This is a genomic window from Streptomyces sp. NBC_00523, from assembly GCF_036346615.1.
In the GTDB taxonomy this organism is placed as follows: Bacteria; Actinomycetota; Actinomycetes; order Streptomycetales; family Streptomycetaceae; genus Streptomyces.
Genome location: NZ_CP107836.1, coordinates 6,107,349 through 6,123,925, shown reverse-complemented (window position 1 = coordinate 6,123,925; position 16,577 = coordinate 6,107,349). Strand labels below are relative to the sequence as shown.

Annotated in this window: 14 protein-coding genes and 1 tRNA gene; 9 read left to right on the top strand and 6 right to left on the bottom strand. The window is 73.9% G+C overall.

The genetic code is table 11. The features are described 5' to 3' along the window. Positions 1–5: 5 nt before the first annotated feature. From OHS17_RS27795 to OHS17_RS27785, 3 genes are all read right to left on the bottom strand, one after another. Entirely contained in the window at positions 6–1,217 is a 1,212-nt protein-coding gene (locus OHS17_RS27795) for a cupin domain-containing protein (protein WP_330314339.1), read from the bottom strand. Continuing rightward, entirely contained in the window at positions 1,214–1,558 is a 345-nt protein-coding gene (locus OHS17_RS27790) for a hypothetical protein (RefSeq protein ID WP_018100499.1), read from the bottom strand. Before OHS17_RS27790 ends, OHS17_RS27795 begins: the two co-directional genes overlap by 4 nt. A 146-nt stretch (positions 1,559–1,704) precedes the next feature. Next, positions 1,705–3,993, bottom strand: coding sequence for a glycosyl hydrolase family 18 protein (locus tag OHS17_RS27785; protein ID WP_330314338.1), 2,289 nt, complete (start codon positions 3,991–3,993; stop codon positions 1,705–1,707). A 212-nt stretch (positions 3,994–4,205) separates the two neighbouring features. On the opposite strand from OHS17_RS27785, the gene OHS17_RS27780 reads away from it, so the two are divergent. The 5 genes from OHS17_RS27780 to OHS17_RS27760 all read left to right on the top strand — a co-directional run bounded on the left by OHS17_RS27780 (position 4,206) and on the right by OHS17_RS27760 (position 9,613). Beyond that, positions 4,206–4,281: transfer RNA gene (locus OHS17_RS27780), tRNA-Cys, on the top strand. Between the two features lie 26 nt (positions 4,282–4,307). Next, entirely contained in the window at positions 4,308–5,444 is a 1,137-nt protein-coding gene (locus OHS17_RS27775; RefSeq protein WP_330314337.1) for a gala protein, read from the top strand. Continuing rightward, positions 5,441–7,186, top strand: a complete 1,746-nt coding sequence (locus OHS17_RS27770; protein ID WP_330314336.1) for an ankyrin repeat domain-containing protein — start codon at positions 5,441–5,443, stop codon at positions 7,184–7,186. The genes OHS17_RS27775 and OHS17_RS27770 overlap by 4 nt, the downstream gene beginning before the upstream one ends. Further along, positions 7,183–8,397, top strand: coding sequence for an AAA family ATPase (locus OHS17_RS27765; protein ID WP_330314335.1), 1,215 nt, complete (start codon positions 7,183–7,185; stop codon positions 8,395–8,397). The genes OHS17_RS27770 and OHS17_RS27765 overlap by 4 nt, the downstream gene beginning before the upstream one ends. A 4-nt stretch (positions 8,398–8,401) precedes the next feature. Beyond that, positions 8,402–9,613, top strand: coding sequence for a vWA domain-containing protein (locus tag OHS17_RS27760; protein ID WP_330314334.1), 1,212 nt, complete (start codon positions 8,402–8,404; stop codon positions 9,611–9,613). On the opposite strand, the gene OHS17_RS27755 is transcribed toward OHS17_RS27760, so the two are convergent. After that, on the bottom strand, positions 9,610–10,605 hold the full coding sequence (locus tag OHS17_RS27755) for a fibronectin type III domain-containing protein (protein WP_330314333.1): 996 nt from the start codon (positions 10,603–10,605) through the stop codon (positions 9,610–9,612). The two genes, OHS17_RS27760 and OHS17_RS27755, sit on opposite strands and share 4 nt — an antisense overlap. Before the next feature lie 132 nt (positions 10,606–10,737). On the opposite strand from OHS17_RS27755, the gene OHS17_RS27750 reads away from it, so the two are divergent. Both OHS17_RS27750 and OHS17_RS27745 read left to right on the top strand, forming a co-directional pair. Continuing rightward, positions 10,738–11,799, top strand: a complete 1,062-nt coding sequence (locus OHS17_RS27750) for an amidohydrolase family protein (RefSeq protein ID WP_330314332.1) — start codon at positions 10,738–10,740, stop codon at positions 11,797–11,799. Positions 11,800–11,836: 37 nt separating this feature from the next. Then, positions 11,837–12,418: a TIGR03086 family metal-binding protein gene (locus OHS17_RS27745; RefSeq protein ID WP_330314331.1), complete on the top strand. Its 582-nt coding sequence runs from the start codon at positions 11,837–11,839 to the stop codon at positions 12,416–12,418. Positions 12,419–12,477: 59 nt separating this feature from the next. Here OHS17_RS27745 and OHS17_RS27740 read toward each other — a convergent pair whose 3' ends face one another. After that, on the bottom strand, positions 12,478–13,161 hold the full coding sequence (locus OHS17_RS27740) for an alpha/beta fold hydrolase (protein WP_330314330.1): 684 nt from the start codon (positions 13,159–13,161) through the stop codon (positions 12,478–12,480). Positions 13,162–13,221: 60 nt separating this feature from the next. On the opposite strand from OHS17_RS27740, the gene OHS17_RS27735 reads away from it, so the two are divergent. Continuing rightward, positions 13,222–14,052, top strand: coding sequence for a chitosanase (locus OHS17_RS27735; RefSeq protein ID WP_330314329.1), 831 nt, complete (start codon positions 13,222–13,224; stop codon positions 14,050–14,052). 115 nt (positions 14,053–14,167) lie between these two features. Further along, positions 14,168–15,034 (top strand): chitosanase, encoded by an 867-nt coding sequence (locus tag OHS17_RS27730; protein ID WP_330314328.1) that lies wholly within the window; start codon positions 14,168–14,170, stop codon positions 15,032–15,034. Between the two features lie 67 nt (positions 15,035–15,101). Here the strand turns inward: OHS17_RS27730 and OHS17_RS27725 are convergent, their stop codons facing one another. Further along, positions 15,102–16,550 carry a nucleobase:cation symporter-2 family protein gene (locus tag OHS17_RS27725; protein ID WP_443066154.1) on the bottom strand — a complete coding sequence of 483 codons (1,449 nt, stop codon included), beginning with the start codon at positions 16,548–16,550 and terminating at the stop codon, positions 15,102–15,104. Between the last annotated feature and the right edge of the window lie 27 nt (positions 16,551–16,577).

Sequence of the window (16,577 nt, the reverse complement as noted above, 5' to 3'; positions counted from 1 at the left end):
CGCGCTCACTGAGCGGCCGGGACGAGGACACCGGCGCGCAGCAGCCTCCCCGCGCAGGCGAGGCCGAGGTCGCCCGCGGTGCGCACCTCACCGGCGAGCAGGCGGGCCAGGGCGGGCAGGTCCGCGTCCGGGAAGTCCAGCCATCCCACGCGGGTGACCAGGCGATGGCCTTCGAGGCGGGCTTCCAGCGCACCCCGGAGGCGGACCGGGGTGCCGGGGGCGAGTCCGTCGACGGCGGCCAGCTGGGCCAGCGGGCCGAGGGGTGCGGGGCGGGCCTGGGCGCGCCGGGCGCGGTGGAAGTCCGGGGCGGGATCGGCGCCGGCGAGGGCCGCGAGGAGTCGTTCGCGTACCGGAGCGGTCTCCGCGTACGGGTCCGCCAGACCCAGCGGCAGGGAGCCGCGCATCCAGGGGTCGTCGCGCAGTTCGGCGAGCGCGGCGCGCATCAGCTGTTCGGCGAGGGCGTACCGGGCCCAGGTGTGGACGCCGAGCGTGAGGTGGACGGAGACCTCGCCCTGCGCCTCGGCGGCGTGCAGCCAGCCGCGCGGGAGGTAGAGGACGTCGCCCGGTCCCAGCACGGTGTCGAGATACGGCTCGCCCCCGGCGGCCTCGGCGACGGCGCCGCGGTGGTCGGTCCAGGGCTGGTCGCGCAGCGGGTCGGGGTGCACGGGGCGGTGGACGATCCAGCGCTTGGTGCCCTCGGTCTGGAGCACGAAGACGTCGTGCACGTCGTAGTGGGCGTCGAAGCCCCGGTTCTGCGGCGGGGTGACGTAGGCGTTGGCCTGCACCGGGTGGCCGAGTTCGGTGGCGAGCGCGGCGGTGAGGTCGCCGACGGGGGCCCAGGTGCGCTGGAGCGCCTGCAGGACGAGAGTGGCGCCGTCGGCGAACTCCCGCCACAGCGCGGTGTCGTCGGCCTGGTCGCCGATGGTGGCGCCCACCCCGGCGGACGAGGTGAAGGAGGCGTCGGGCAGCGTGGCGCCGTTCTTGGCAACGCGGAGGAACGGCGTACGCAGTCCGCGCCGCGAGAGGAGTTCGTCCACGGCGGCGGCCGGGAAGAGGTCGGAGAAGTCACCGGCCCGGCGGGTGAGCAGCGCCTCCCGGCCCCAGAAGTCGCGGGCGAACGCCTCCCGGCTCGTGCCGGGCGTCAGACGCGACTCCAGGACCCCGGGGGCCGCGCTCGCGGCCTGGGGGCCCTGGGTGCCGGTCGGGGTTGTGCTCAAGAACGGTCCGCGCCGCCGTCGGCCCCGCCGTCGTGGACACCCGGGGTGCCTGCGGCGCCGCCGTCGGCCGGACCCTCGGCGCCACCGTCCGCGCCACCGTCGTGGACGCCCGGCGTACCGGACGCGCCACCGTCGGCCGGACCTTCGGCACCGCCGTCCGCGCCTCCGTCGGCACCGCCGTCCGCGCCGCCGTCGTGGACGCCCGGCGTACCGGACGCGCCGCCGTCCGCAGGGCCCTCGGCCCCGCCGTCGGCCCCGCCGTCGTGGACGCCGGGCGTGCCCGCCGCGCCCCCGTCCGCGGGGCCTTCCTGCTGGTTCGGGTCCTGCTCGGGGCTGGTCATGGTTCCTCCCGCGCATCGAACGGCTGGGGCCGGACCCGTAGCGGGGCCCGGTGGTGAGGCACGGCGGTACCACGGGGGCACCGCCGCGACCAGCCTACCGCTATGGGCGGTAAGTCTCGATTTGAGGGAAATAAGCCGGTGGTGGGCTATTTCAGCCCGTTGTCCAGGGCGCCCATCAGCGTGCCCTGGGTGGTGTCGCCCGACATCTCCCAGACCATGACGCCGAGCAGTCCCTTGTCCTTCACGTAGTCCGTCTTCTTGCCGATGGACCAGGTGTCGTCGAAGGACCACCACTGGCTGCCGGTGTAGCCGTACGTCGAGACGGACTGCTCGTCGTGATGGACCGTCATCCCCGGATAGGCGCCGATGAGGTTCGCGTAGCCCCGGGTGCCGGCCTCCTCGGCGAACTGCCCGGGGGCCGCCCCGCCCGCCGGCTGCCACTCGCCCGCGACGCCGCCGTCGGCGACGCCCTGCCAGCCCCGCCCGTAGAAGGGGATGCCGAGGGTCAGCTTGCGGGGTTCGACGCCCGCGTCGGTGTACGCCTTGATGGCACTGTCCGCGCTGAAGTGGAAGTCGTACGGGTCCTGCGCGTCGTTGTAGAGGTTGGCCTGGTGGCCGGTGCGGTTCGGTTCCCAGGAGTTGTCGCTGCCGGAGCCGTGGAAGTCGTAGCCCTGGACGTTGGCGACGTCGAGCGAGTCGAAGACCTTGGACAGGTCCCAGCCCTCGTCGATCTTCTGCGGGTCGGCGGGGGTGAAGGCGGTCAGCAGGCGGTGGCCGCCGCCCAGCGCGTCGAGCTGCTTGCGGAACTCGGCGAGCAGCAGGGTGAGGTTGTCCTTGTCGTCGGGCGAGTAGTGGTTGCCGGGGTGCCCGGTGCCGGTGCCCGGCCACTCCCAGTCGATGTCGAAGCCGTCGAAGATGCCGGCCGCGCTGCCCGGGCCGCCCGCGCCGTTGTACTCGGGCAGGTTGCCCTTGATGTACATGTCGATGCAGGAGGAGACGAACTTCTTGCGGGCGGCGTCGGTGGCGGCGACGTCCGAGAAGTACTTGGAGTACGTCCAGCCGCCGAGCGAGACCACGACCTTCAGGTCGGGGTGGAGCTTCTTGAGCTTCTTCAGCTGGTTGAAGTTGCCGCGCAGCTTGCCCCAGCCGTCGTCCGCGACCCCGTCCACGGACTGCGAGGCGCTGAATGGGCGGGCGTAGTCGGCGTCCGCGTCACCCGCGCCGGTGCCCTGTTCCGGGTCCTGGGGGTCGGCGGTGGTGCCCTTGGTGACGCCGTTGAGGCAGGTGAGGTTGTGGGGATCGATGTTGGCGAAGGCGTAGTTGACGATGTCGAGCTTGGCGGCGGCGCCGGAGGTCTCCAGGTTCTTGACGAAGTACTGGCGGCCGTAGATGCCCCACTGGACGAAGTAGCCGACCTTCGCGTAGTTCCCGGCACCGACGATGTCGTCGGTCTTCACGGTGAGGACGTTGCTCGCCGGGGAGGCGTTGTCGGCGGCGTCCCGGGCCTTCACGGTGAAGGTGTACGAGGTGGAGGGCGACAGGCCCCCGACGGTCGCGGTGGTCGTGGTGCCGGAGACCGTGGTGGCCAGGGCGGAGCCCCGGTAGATGTCGTACGCGGCGACGCGCTGGTTGTCCGTGGACGCGGTCCAGGCCAGCGTCACGGACGAGGAGTCGGTGGCGGTGGCGCGCAGGGCGCCGGGGGCCGTCGGGGCCGAGGTGTCGGTGGCCGGGTCGACGGTCGTGACGGTCAGCGGGGCGCTTTCGGCGGAGACGTTGCCCCGGGTGTCCTTGGCCCGGACGGTGAACGCGTAGGCGGTGGCCGGGGTCAGGCCGGTGACCGTGGCGGAGGTGGCCGCGGTGGCGGAGCCGACGACCTTGCCGCCCGCCAGGATGTCGTACGAGGCCACGGGGAAGTCGCCCGCGGTGGCGGCCGTCCAGGACAGCGACGCTGTGCGGGCGGTGACATCGGTCTGCTTCAGCCCGCCGGGCGCACCCGGGGGCGCGTCCGCGGAGCCGTCGCACTTGTCGCCGTTGATCCGGCACCCGGTCGGTGCGGTGATCGGGCCGGTGGCGACGAACCAGAAGCTGTACGGCTCGGTGCTGCTGTGCGCGGCGACCGTGCCGTTGTAGTGCGCGTTGACGGCGGTGATGTGGCTGCCCCGGGTGGTGGTGGTCCCGTTGTACGAGGACTGGATCGCGACCCCGGCGGGCAGGTCGAACTCAAGGCTCCAGCCCGTGACGGCGGTGTCCGTGTCGTTGCGCAGGACGTAGGTGCCCTTCCACCAGGGGCCGTTGTCGGCGGAGGTGAAGGTCGCCGTGAGCTTGCCCGCCGCGTGCGCGGGGACCGCTTGCAGGGACAGGAGCGTGAGGAGGAGGCCGAGAACGGCGAGCAGTGCGGTCGCCGTTCTCCGTCTGAGTGGCATGTGCTCGAACATGGTTTCTCCCTTACGGCAGGGACCGGTGAGGCGGTCCTCGGGGAGGTGCGGATGTCGTTCCATGGAGCACACGGGAACGTAATTGGTCTGGACCAAGTCGTCAAGAGGTACAGACCACTTGAGAATCGGGCGCGGCTCGGCCGTCGACGCCCGCACAACCATGGGTGCAGGTGTGCGAATCGATCGTCGTCCTGGTTAGGATCACCGACGGCAAGGCTGTAGCGCAGAGGTCGTCGCGCCCTAGCTGCAAGCTGGAGGACGTCGGTTCGAATCCGACCGGCCTTGCCACCTTTTCTCAGAGGCGGGGGTAAGAGATGTCTGGGCCGATTCCGGTGCGCTGTCCGGCCATTGAACATCCGGACCTGCCCCTCGCCGACCCGGCGCTGCTGGGGCCGCTGCTCGGCCGGCTGGCGGCGGCGGAGCCCGTCGGGGCCGACGAGACCTTCCCGCTGGGCGCGCTGCGCGCCGACGGGCGGGTCGACCTCTGCAAGCAGGGGCTCGGCCCGGCCGGCGCCGCCCGGATCATGCCCGCCCTCGCCCGCTCCCCGCACGCCACCCACGTACTCCTCGGCACCAACTCCCTCGGCGACGAGGGCGCGAAGGCCGTGGCGGCGGCGACGGCCGGGTCCGCGCACGGGCTGCACACCCTGTACCTCGGCTGCAACCGCATCGGCGCCGAAGGGGCCACCGCCCTCGCCGCCGCCCTGGCCGACGACGCCACCGTCCGGGCCCTCTGGCTCAAGCGCAACCCGCTCGGCGACGCGGGCGTCCGCGCCCTGCTCCCGATGCTGCGCCGCAACACCGCGCTGCGCACCCTCGACCTGGTCAACACCGGGATCACGGCCGACGGTCTGGCCGCCCTGCTGGACGTCCTGAGCACCCGTCCGTGCCCCGTCGAACGGCTCTTCCTCGGCGGCAACGGGCTGGGCGCCGACGCCGCGCCGCTGCTCGCCCGGCTGATCCTGGACGCGGGGGTGCGGGAGCTGTACCTGCCGTCCAACCACCTCGGCGACGAGGGCGCCGCCGTCCTCGCGGCCGCCGCCGACCCGTCCCGCCCGGTCCGGCTCGGCCTGGGCGGCAACGGCATCGGACCCGAGGGCGCCCGCGCCCTGGCCCGGGCGCTCGACGGGATCGAGGCGCTCGACCTGGGCCGCCCGCCCTCGGAACGCAGCCTGGGCGCCCCGGCCAACGTCACCGGGGACCCCGGAGCGCACGCGCTGGCCGAGGCGCTGCCCGGCAGCCCGCTGCGCCGCCTCGAACTCAGCCACACCGGGCTGACCGGCCGTGGGGCGAAGACCCTGCTCGCCGCCGTCGCGCCCGGGTCCCGGCTGGAGTACGTGGGGCTCGGCCCCGGGCTGCCGCGCCGGGTGAAGCGTTCCTTCGCGGCGCTGCTGCGCCCGGACGGCGGGGCCCACGCCGATCTGCGCGCGGTCAGGAGCCTGTACCGATGAGCCGGGGTGGCACCGCCCTGTTCCTCTCCTCGGAGCAGGCGGCGAGCTGGCGCCAGGTCCGCCGCTACGCCGTGCCGCGCTCCGTGATCGAGGAGTCGGCCGCGCTGCGGGAGGCCGGCGACTGGCGCGGGGCCTGCGCGGCGGCCGGCTTCGACGTGCGCGTCGACCCGGACCGGGTCTCCGTGCAGTACGGCGCCGAGACCGCCGAAGCCCTCCTCGCCGACCTCCGGGACCTGGTGCCGGACCTGCTGCGCTGGCACCTGCCCCGGATCCTCGCGGGCCGCTCGACCCTGGCCACCGACCGGACCGTCCTCCTCGCGGGCTACGGCTCCGCGCCCGGCGCGTATCTCCAGCTGTCCACCCCGGCCATGGTCGACGGCCCCCAGCGCCTCCCGCTCCGCTTCGGCCCGCCGAAGCGCCGGGCCGCGTACGGACTCACCGACGACTGGCGGTCGCTCGGGCACCTGTGGCGCGCGAGCGAGGCCGGTGAGCTGCGCGCCCGGGCCGGCGGCGCCGACCGGCTGCCGTTCCTCACGGCCGACGGCACTCCGCTCCCGGCGGACCTGCTCCCGCCGGACGAGGACCCGGGCAGCGGCGACCCGGTGGCCCGCGCCGAGTGGATCGGTCTGCTGTACGCGGACGAGCGGATCGCCGACGCGCTGGCGGCGGCCGGGATCGCGTGGGACCCGACACCCCCGGAGATGCCCTCGTACTACCGGACCACCCCGGAGACGATCGTGGCCGGCCTCGCGCTGGACGTGGCGCGGCTGGAGGCGGAGGTGCGCCGGTTCGCGGAGCTCACCGGGGCCGAGGTCTTCCAGATCGGCCAGGACTGGCGGGCGCGCGTCCGGCTCGACTTCACCGGCCCGGGGCTCGGCGGCCCGCTGCGGATCAGGCTCGTCGCCCGCGACACGGCCGACGGCGCGGTCCTCCTGCCCGAGGCGGTCTGGCGCAGGGTGCCCGACCTGGAGCTGCTGGCCGACGGCATCCTGACCCCGACGGACCTGCATCCGCTGGTGGCCCGGTCGCTCTTCCCTGACCACGCGGGGCCGTTCGGGCCGCCCGGGGTCGCGCCGCCCGCCCCGGCGCGGGTGCGCTGCCGGGGCGACTGGCACGAAGTCGGCTTCCGGGACGGGACGCTGACCTCCCCGCACACCGCGCAGGAGCGGCAGCGCGAGAGCGCCCTGCGCGCGTTCGGCGGAGCGGTCACCGGCTGCTTCGCCGTCGAGCACGCCTGCCTCACCGGCACCGGCCGGCTGCCCCGGGCCCTGGCCGCCCAGCGGCGCGACCTCTTCCTCCGCGCCCAGCACGGGGACACGGCGGGGGTCGTGGCGCTGCTGGACGCGGGCGTCGACCCGCGCGTCCGGGACGGCGGCCGGCACACGCTGCTCCACGTCCTGCCCCTGGTCGACCACACCGTGCTGCTCCCCCGGCTGCTGGCGGCCGGGCTCGACCTGGAGGCCAGGGACCACCGGGAGCGCACCCCGCTGAGCGCCGCCGTCTCGGGGCGCGGGACGGCGGCACTCGTCCGGGACCTGCTCGACGCGGGCGCCCGGATCGACGTGAGCGACCAGACCGAACTCTCGCTGGAACAGATGATCCGCAAGTACCGGCGGACCGATCTGCGGTTCCTCGCGGAACGGGTGCTGAAGGAGCATCCGGACGCCGGTTCGGAGTGGTGGGACGAGTGGGACGAGGACCACGACGACGCGTACGACGAAGAAGACGGTGAAGACGCGTGAGCACCGTGGCCCCCGGCGTCCCCGCCCAGGCACCGCCGCACCCGCTGGACGCCGCCGACGCGCTCAACGGGCGGCTGCGCGCCACCCGGACCGAGACCGTCGCCAGCCCGCAGCTCGAAGCGCTGGCCCTGGCGGTGACCGCCAATCAGCCCGTGCTGCTGTGGGGCGAGCCGGGCATCGGGAAGTCGGCGGGGCTCGAACAGCTCGCTGCGGGCCTCGGCCTGGACCTGGAAACCGTCATCGCCAGCGTGCACGAGCCGTCGGACTTCGCGGGGCTGCCCGTCGTCGGGGACGACCCGGCCACGACCGGGGTGCCGATGGCGCCGCCGGACTGGGCGGTCCGGCTCGCCCGGAAGGGCCAGGGGCTGCTGTTCTTCGACGAGTTGTCGTCCGCTCCCCCGGCCGTGCAGGCCGCCCTGCTGCGGGTCGTCCTGGAACGCCGGGTGGGCAGCCTGAAGCTTCCCGACGCCGTGCGCATCGTCGCTGCGGCCAATCCGCCGTCGAGCGCGGCGGACGGCTGGCACCTGAGCCCCCCGCTCGCCAACCGCTTCGTGCACCTGCACTGGACGCACGACCCGCGCACCGTGGCACGCGGCATGGCCGGCACCTGGCCCGAGGCGACCGTCCCCGTGGTCGACCCCGCCCGGACCGCCGGTGCGGTGGCCCGGGCACGGGGCGCGGTCTCCGGATTCCTCACCGCGCGCCCCGGTCTGGTGCACCACCTCCCGGCCGACGCGGAGGGCCGGGGCAGGGCCTGGCCGTCGCCCCGGACCTGGGACATGGCGCTGCGGCTCCTCGCCGCCGGCTACGCGACCGGCACCGGCCGGGACGCCGTCGCCGCCGCCCTGACGGGCGCCGTCGGGGACGGGGCGGGCATCGAGCTCCTGTCGTATCTGGAGAACCTGGACCTGCCCGACCCGGACCGGGTGCTGGCCGATCCGGACGCCTTCGCGCTGCCCGAGCGCGGCGACCGGCAACTGGCCTTCCTGATCGCGGTGGTGGCCGCCGTGCAGGCCGAGCCGACCCGCCCGCGCTGGGAGGCGGGCTGGGCGGTGCTGGCGAAGGCCGTCGCGGCGGGCGTTCCGGATGTGGCGGCGCGGGCGGCGATGGACCTGGCGGCGATGCGGGACACCGACTGGCCGGTCCCGGAGGGCATCGACGCCTTCCTGGAACTCCTCCAGCTCTCGGGCGCGCTGCCGGGGAGCGCCTGAGGCCGTGCCCGGACCGGAGGAGCAACCGGAAGGGCACGCCGCGCGGCTCACGCTGGACCACACCAAGCTGCTCGCCGCGCGGTACCGGGCGGCGAGCGACCGGCCCTACCTGGCGACCGCGCTGTACGCGCTGTCGGTGGTGGCGAGCGACCGGGTGCCGACGATGGGTGTGGACCGGCACTGGCGCTGCTATGTGTCGCCCGCGTTCGTGGAGCGGACGCCCGTCGCCGAGCTGGCCGGGGTGTGGGTGCACGAGGTCGCGCATCTGCTGCGCGACCACCACGGGCGGGCCGCCCGGCTCCCGGCGGCCGACCAGCGCGACGCGCACCGGGTCAATATCGCCCAGGACTGCGAGATCAACGACGACCTGATCAGCGACGGGCTCCCCCTGCCGGAGGGGCGGATGGAGCCGGGGCTCTTCGGGCTGCCGTCCGGTCAGCTCTTCGAGACGTACCTGCCCGCGCTGCCGCCCGGTCCGCCGCCGCACAACTGCGGCTCCGGCGCGCACGGCCGCCCCGAGCCGTGGGAGCTGCCCGGTGCGGAGGGGCCGTCCCCGCTGGGCCCGACGGAGGCGGAGGCGCTGCGCAGGCGTACGGCCGAGTCGATGCGGGCCCACCAGCGCACCCGGGGCAGCCTTCCCGCGGGCTGGCGGCGATGGGCCGAGGAGATCCTGGAACCGGTCGTCGACTGGCGGCAGGCGCTGGCCGGTGCGGTACAGGAGGCGGCGGCCTGGGCCTCCGGGGCGGTGGACTACACCTACCGCCGCCCGTCCCGGCGCAGCGCGGCCCTGCGCGGCGTCGTCCTGCCGACGCTGCGCCGCCCGCTGCCCCGGGTGGCCGTCGTGGTCGACACCTCGGGCTCGATGGGCGACGACGAACTGGCGGCCGCGCTGGGCGAGGTGACCGGGGTGCTGCGGGAGGTGGGCATCCGGGGCAACCGGGTCACCGTGCTGGCCTGCGACGCCGATGTGCACGCCGTCTCCCGGGTGACCTCCGCCGACCAGGTCGCGCTGGGCGGGGGCGGCGGCACCGACATGCGGGTGGGCATCGCCCGGGCGCTGGCCGCGCCGGAGCGCCCGGGCATCGTGGTGGTCCTCACCGACGGGCACACCCCGTGGCCCGACGAGTCGCCCTCGTGCCGACTGGTCGCCGCGCTCATCGGGACGGACGCCCCGCAGCCGCCGTCGTGGATCGAGACGGTCCGGGTCCCCCTCTAGTCGCCCAGGACCACCGTGCGGGCCGCCGAGAAGTCGCCCCATTTGCCGTCCGGGAGCTTGGCGCGGAGCTTCATGGCATAGCGGGTGCCCTGCGGGTCGTTGACAGTGAGTTCGTAGTGCGCCCGGCCGGCGGGCGGCTCGCCTCCCCAGACGATCGTGGTGGTCAGCCGACCGTTCATGTAGAGCTGGTACGCGGGGATCTTGCCGCCCGTCTCGGGCTGCTTCCAGTCCAGCTCGACGGTGTGCTCCTTGCCCTCGGCCCGGTTGGTGATCCGCAGGTCGGTCGGGGCGGTGGAGGCGGGCGCGCCGGGGGCCGACGCGGTGGTGAGGTCGAGGCTCGCGCTGTCCGGTGACGAGGTGTCGGCCGCGTCCCGGGCCCGCACGGTGAACGTGTAGATGGTGCCGGGGCGCAGTCCGGTGAGCCGCGCGGTGGTCTGCGTACCGGGCACGCTGTGGATGCGGGAGCCCTCCTGGTAGATGTCGTACGCGGTGACGCCGACGTCGTCCGTGGACCCGCCCCAGGACAGGGTGGCGGCGCGGCTGCCGTCCGCCTTGCCGCGCGGTGTGCCGGGCCGTGTCGGGGGCTCGTGGTCGGCGGGGGTCGGGGCGGGGGTGGTGACGGACGCGGCGGCGCTCGGCGCGGAGAGGTTCCCGGCCGCGTCGCGGGCGCGGACGGTGAAGGTGTAGGCGGTGGACGCGGTGAGCCCGTCGATGTCGATCATCACCCGGCTCGCGGAGACCGACTTGACCTTCTTGCCCTGGCGGTAGACGTCGTAGCCGGTGACGGCGGTGTCGTCGGTGGCGGCCCTCCACATGACGTGCGCGGAGGTGGCGCTGCTCGCCTGCGCGGTCACCCCGTGCGGTGCGGTGGGCTTCCTGGTGTCCGCCTCGGCCTCCGAGCCGCAGGCGGTGGTGAGTGCGGCGAGGAGCAGGGCGGCGGAACAGGCCAACGCGGCATGCGTGTGGGGGGATCGCACGGTCTTGCCTTCCATCCGGGAGCAATGGTCCAGACCTGTATCGCATGCGGTGGGGGTCTCCGACAAGAGGACGGAGCGGAACCTTCCGCAATGTGCCGGTGTGCCCCCGGACCTTGGCACGCGCGGCGCCTGACGTACCGTCGGCGGATGCTGTGCGTACGAGGTGTGGTGCTGCCGGAACGCGAGGAACGGGCCTTCTGGATCGAGGGCGAGGTACTGCGCGAGGGCGCCCCGCCTGGCGGATTCGCGGGGCGGCGCGCCGAGACCGTGGTCGACGGCGGCTGGCTGGTGCCCGGGCTGGTCGACGTCCACACGCACCCCGGGGCCACCGACACGAGCGAACCGTTCAGCGAGGAGCTGCTGCGCGAACAGCTGCGCGCGCACCGGGACGCCGGGGTCCTCGCCGTCCGCACCCCCGGCACGGCCGCGCGGATGCCGGCCTGGGTGGACGAGGACCGGGAGCTGCCCCGGGTGACGTCGGCGGGCCGGTGGCTGGCCACCCCCGGCAGGTTCATCCCCGGCTTCGGCCGGGACGTGACCGAGGCGGAGCTCGTCCGGGCCGCCGTGGAGGAGTCGGCGGCCTCCTCCGGCTGGTGCAAAGTCGTCGGGGACTGGCGGCAGGACGAGCCCCCGGTGTCCCTCGGCCTGCTCACCGAGGTGGTGACCGCCGTCCACGCGGCGGGCGGCAAGGTGGCGGTGCACTGCCAGACCGCCGAGGGCACCCGCAACGCGGTCCTCGCGGGGGCGGACAGCCTGGAGCACGGCATGCATCTGGACCCCGGGCTGCTGGACCGGATGGCGGCGCAGGGCACCGCGTTCGTGCCGACGCTGGCGGCGTTCGGCAGGGGCGTGGACGCGATGCGGGCGCGGGAGCCGAGTGTGCGCCGCGATCTGTGGCTGGCCGGCTGGGAGTCCATGTCCGGCAACGTCCGGGCCGCCCACGAGGCGGGCGTCACGGTGCTGGCCGGCACCGACTCGTTCCCCTGCGGGACCGTCGCGAGCGAGGCGTCCTGGCTGCTCCGGGCCGGGCTCCCGGCCGAGGCGGCGCTCGGCGCGGCGTCCTGGACGGCCCGCTCGTGGCTGGGCCTGCCGGGTCTGGTGGACGGGGCCCCCGCCGACCTGGTCGCGTACGACACCGACCCGACGACCGATCCGGCGGTGCTCGACCACCCCCGCCGGATCGTTCTGCGGGGACACGTCGTGCGCTGACCGATGAGGTGGCGGCGGTCGGGCAGTCTGCACTGGTATGGACACACAACCGCTCGACCTCGAACCGGCCGCGCGCCGGATCACCGCGCAGCTCGACGCCGTGGACGACGGCGCGCTGGGGGCGGCGACCCCCTGCCCCGGCGTGACCGTGGGCGCCCTGCTCGCCCACATCGAGGGCCTGGCCGTCGCCTTCCGGGACGCCGCCCGCAAGGAGCCGGGACCGGTCACCGACTCGGCGCCCGCCGTGGAGTCCGGCGTCCTCGAAACCGGCTGGCGGACCACGCTGCCCGCCGCGCTCGACGGGATGGTGGCCGCCTGGCGCGTCCCCGATGCCTGGGAGGGCATGACCAGGGCGGGCGGCGTGGACCTGCCCGGCCAGGTCGCGGGGATGGTCGCGCTCAACGAGCTGGTCCTGCACGGCTGGGACCTCGCGAAGGCGACCGGGCAGCCCTTCGACGCCGAGGACGCCCATCTGCGCAACACGCTCGCGCTGCTGGCGGACCAGGGCGACGACCCGTCCCCGTTCGGGCCGCCGGTGCCGGTCGCCGATGACGCGCCGCTGCTGGACCGGGCGGTGGCCAGGGGTGGGCGACGGCCGGACTGGCGGCCGGGAGGCTGAGGGGGCGCGGGGCCGGGCGCGCGCCCAGGTTCACGGTGTACGCGCCGGAGCGCGCGCCCTCAGCTCGTGAAGAACTCCGTGATCCGCTGAGCCGTCTGCTCCGGATCGGCCTCGTGCGGACGGTGCCCGCCGCCCATCGTGACCAGGTGGCAGTCCGGGATCATCGACGCCATGTCCTGGAGGCGCCCCTGCGGCATCGTGCTCGCCGGTCCGCCCGCCAGCATCAGCGTCGGCGCGACGATCTCCCCGAGGCCGCGCGCCCAGGCCGGATCCGGGTCCGCCAGCTCGCCGTTCACGGAGTTCAGCACCGCCTCGTCGTAGTCGGCGGGCCCGTCCGGCTCGACGGCCCGGCCCGCCGCCCCGGGGAACGGCGGCGGGGTCTCCACCAGCACCAGCCGCTCCACCCGGTCCGGGTACTCCTGGGCGAGGAGGTGGGCGACGACCCCGCCCATGCCGTGGCCGACCACGCCCGCCCGGTCCAGTTCGCACTCGTCCAGGAACCCGAGCACGTCGTCGCGCATCAGCTCCAGGTCGTAATCGTCGGGCCAGTCGCTCTCACCGTGGCCGCGCAGGTCGATTCCGTACACCCGCCACTCCCGCCCCAGCAGGCTCCCGGCCGCTTCCCAGCTCGCCGCGCTCGCGCCGAGATCGTGCAGCAGTACGACGGGGGACCCGAACGGGTCACCCCAGCTCCGGTACGCCAGCCGCACGTCGCCGACATCCACCACAGACTGATCATCCATGCCCCCGACGCTACCGCCGAATGCGCCGGGATCACGCCGCCGGCCTGGCAGGCTGGACCGGTGAAGCTCACCCCGCGCGCCCTGGTCACCCCGCTCGCCGCCCTCCTGATGTCCGCCACGACGCTCACCGGCTGCGCCCAGGCCGGAGGTTCGTCCGGCAAGGGACCGGCGGACGGGCTCGCCGCCCCGGCGAAGAAGGACATCGCCATGCAGCTCGTCTCCAGCGCGGAGAACTCCACGCTGGACTGGAAGGCGCAGTACAAGTACATCGAGGACATCGGGGACGGGCGCGGCTACACGGGCGGCATCATCGGCTTCTGCTCCGGCACCGGCGACATGCTCCGGGTCGTGGAGCGGTACGCGAAGTCCCGGCCGGGCAACGCGCTGGAACGCTTCCTGCCCGCGCTGCGGCAGGTGAAGGGCGGCGACGCGCACACGGGGCTGGGCTCCCCCTTCACCCGGGCCTGGGCCGAGGCGGCGAAGGACGCGAGGTTCCGGGAGGCGCAGGACGCCGAGCGGGACGCCTCGTACTTCGATCCGGCGGTGCGCCGGGCGAAGGAGGACGGGCTGGGCACGCTGGGCCAGTTCGTCTACTACGACGCGTACGTGATGCACGGGGAGGCCGACGCGGAGGGCACCACCGGTTTCCGTACGATCCGGAGCCAGGCGCTCGACGCGGCCAGGGCCCCCGCGGACGGCGGCGACGAGACCGCGTATCTCGACGCCTTCCTCGACGCACGGGTCGACGCGATCCGCGAGGAGCCCTCGCACAGCGACACCAGCCGGGTCGAGACCGCGCAACGGGTCTTCCTGGACCGGGGCAATCTGGACCTGGACCCGCCGCTGGCCTGGAAGGTGTACGGCGACAGCTACGAGATCAAGCGCGCCTAGGGCCTGCCCGCCCCGCTCAACTCACCTGTGTCGAAGGGGTGTACGACCACCGTTCGATCCTGATAGGAAAGCTTCCTAACAGAACAGCGGAACGACGAACTCCCTTGGAGGACAGGTGTACGCTCCCCACAAGCGCACCGCACGTCGCACCACCCGATCCGTGCGCGTCGCGCTCGTCGCGCTCGGACTGACCCTCACGGCGGTGCCCGCCACCGCCTTCGCCGGCACCGCCCCCGTCCCCACGGCGGCGGCTCACCACCAGGAGGCGGCCTCGACCGGTCTCGACGATCCGGCGAAGAAGGACATCGCCATGCAACTGGTCTCCAGCGCGGAGAACTCCTCGCTGGACTGGAAGGCGCAGTACGGCTACATCGAGGACATCGGCGACGGCCGCGGCTACACCGCGGGCATCATCGGCTTCTGTTCCGGTACCGGCGACATGCTCGACCTGGTCGAGCTGTACACGCAGCGCAAGCCGGACAACGCACTGGCCGGATATCTGCCGGCCCTGCGCGAGGTGGACGGCAGCGATGCGCACGACGGTCTCGACCCTGGCTTCCAGGACGCCTGGGAGACGGCCGCCCAGGATCCGGACTTCCAGCAGGCGCAGAACGACGAGCGCGACCGGGTGTACTTCGACCCGGCCGTCAGCCGGGCCAAGAGCGACGGACTGGGCACGCTGGGCCAGTTCGCGTACTACGACGCCATCGTGATGCACGGCGACGGCGGCGACAGCACGAGCTTCGGGTCCATCCGGCAGCGGGCCCTGGCGCAGGCGCGGCCGCCGTCCCAGGGCGGTGACGAGGTGGCCTACCTCGACGCGTTCCTGGACGCGCGGGTCTGGGCCATGGAGCAGGAGGAGGCCCACTCGGACACCAGCCGGGTGGACACCGCCCAGCGGGTCTTCCTGCGCAACGGCAATCTGAACCTGGACCCGCCGCTGGACTGGAAGGTCTACGGGGACAGCTTCCACATCGGCTGAACACCGGCGGAACCACTCGTGGCGCGTACGGCCAACCCCGTACGCGCCACGTCGTGCTGACCCTACGTCAGTGGGCGGCGACCTCCATCGCCTTGACCGGGTCGTGACCGCCGGGCGCGGTCCCCGCCTCGGGGTCCGCTTTGCGGCCGAGGTGGTTGAAGGCCAGGTTGAGGACGATCGCCACCACGCAGCCCGTCGAGATCCCGGAGTCCAGGACGACCAGGAGGTCCTTCGGGAAGGCGTGGTAGAAGTCCGGCGCCGCGATCGGTATGAGCCCGACCCCGACGGCCGCCGCGACGATCAGCGCGTTCTCGCCCTTCTCCAGCGCGGCGCCGGCCAGGGTCTGGATGCCGCTCGCGGCCACCGAGCCGAACAGGACGATCCCCGCGCCGCCGAGCACCGGCAGCGGCACCAGCGCGATGACGGACGCGGCCACCGGGACCAGCCCGAGCAGGATCAGGATGCCGCCGCCGGCCGCGACCACGAAGCGGCTGCGCACCTTGGTCATCGCGACCAGGCCGATGTTCTGCGCGAACGCGCTGCACATGAAGCCGTTGAACAGCGGGCTGATGGCGCTGCCCAGGGTGTCGGCGCGCAGCCCGCCCTCGATGGTCCGTTCGTCGGCGGGGCGGTCCACGATCTTGCCGAGGGCCAGCATGTCCGCCGTGGACTCGGTCATACAGACCAGCATCACGATGCTCATCGAGACGATCGCGGCGATCTCGAACTGCGGTGCCCCGAAGTGGAACGGGGTGGGGAAGCCGATCGCGTCGGCGTCCTTGATGGCCCCGAAGTCGGTGATGCCGACAGGGATCGCGATGAGCGTGCCGATGATCAGGCCGAGCAGGATGGCGATCTGCTGGAGGAAGCCGCGCAGCAGTTTGCGCAGGGCCAGCACGACGACGAGGGTGACCGCCGCCATGGTGATGTTGGTGGTGGACCCGTAGTCGTGGGCGGTCGCGTTGCCGCCCTGGGACCAGTTGAAGGCGACCGGCAGCAGCGAGACACCGATCAGGGTGATGACCGTGCCGGTGACCACGGGCGGGAAGAAGCGGACCAGTTTGCAGAAGTAGGGCGCGAGGACGAAGCCGAGGAGGCTCGCCACGATGATCGCGCCGAAGATGACGGCGATCCCGTCGTGCCCCCGGTCCTTGCCGATCGCCACCATCGGGGTCACCCCGGCGAACGAGACGCCGTTGACGAACGGCAGCCGGGCGCCTATGCGCCAGAAGCCGAGCGTCTGGAGCAGGGTGGCTATGCCCGCGGTGAACAGGCTCGCCCCCATCAGGAACGCGGTCTCCTTGGGGGTGAGGCCCACGGCGGGCCCCACAATCATGGGCGGGGCCACCACGCCCGCGTACATCGCGGCCACGTGCTGGAGGCCGCTGGTGAACATCTTCAGCGGGGGGAGCGTCTCGTCGACCGGATGCTTCCGGTCGGACGGGGCCGTCTCCGGCGCACCGTCGTTGTGGGGGGTCGCACTTGCGTCGTCGCGAAACCTGGGCGTAGCTGCCACGGCGGTTCCTCCGGTCGGTTACACGTC

Coding starts and splice junctions, on each gene's coding strand:
- OHS17_RS27745 (WP_330314331.1), top strand. CDS start 11,837: ATGGACACACAACCGCTCGACCTCGAACCGGCCGCGCGCCGGATCACC.
- OHS17_RS27770 (WP_330314336.1), top strand. CDS start 5,441: ATGAGCCGGGGTGGCACCGCCCTGTTCCTCTCCTCGGAGCAGGCGGCG.
- OHS17_RS27740 (WP_330314330.1), bottom strand. CDS start 13,161: ATGGATGATCAGTCTGTGGTGGATGTCGGCGACGTGCGGCTGGCGTAC.
- OHS17_RS27785 (WP_330314338.1), bottom strand. CDS start 3,993: ATGTTCGAGCACATGCCACTCAGACGGAGAACGGCGACCGCACTGCTC.
- OHS17_RS27755 (WP_330314333.1), bottom strand. CDS start 10,605: ATGGAAGGCAAGACCGTGCGATCCCCCCACACGCATGCCGCGTTGGCC.
- OHS17_RS27750 (WP_330314332.1), top strand. CDS start 10,738: ATGCTGTGCGTACGAGGTGTGGTGCTGCCGGAACGCGAGGAACGGGCC.
- OHS17_RS27775 (WP_330314337.1), top strand. CDS start 4,308: ATGTCTGGGCCGATTCCGGTGCGCTGTCCGGCCATTGAACATCCGGAC.
- OHS17_RS27790 (WP_018100499.1), bottom strand. CDS start 1,558: ATGACCAGCCCCGAGCAGGACCCGAACCAGCAGGAAGGCCCCGCGGAC.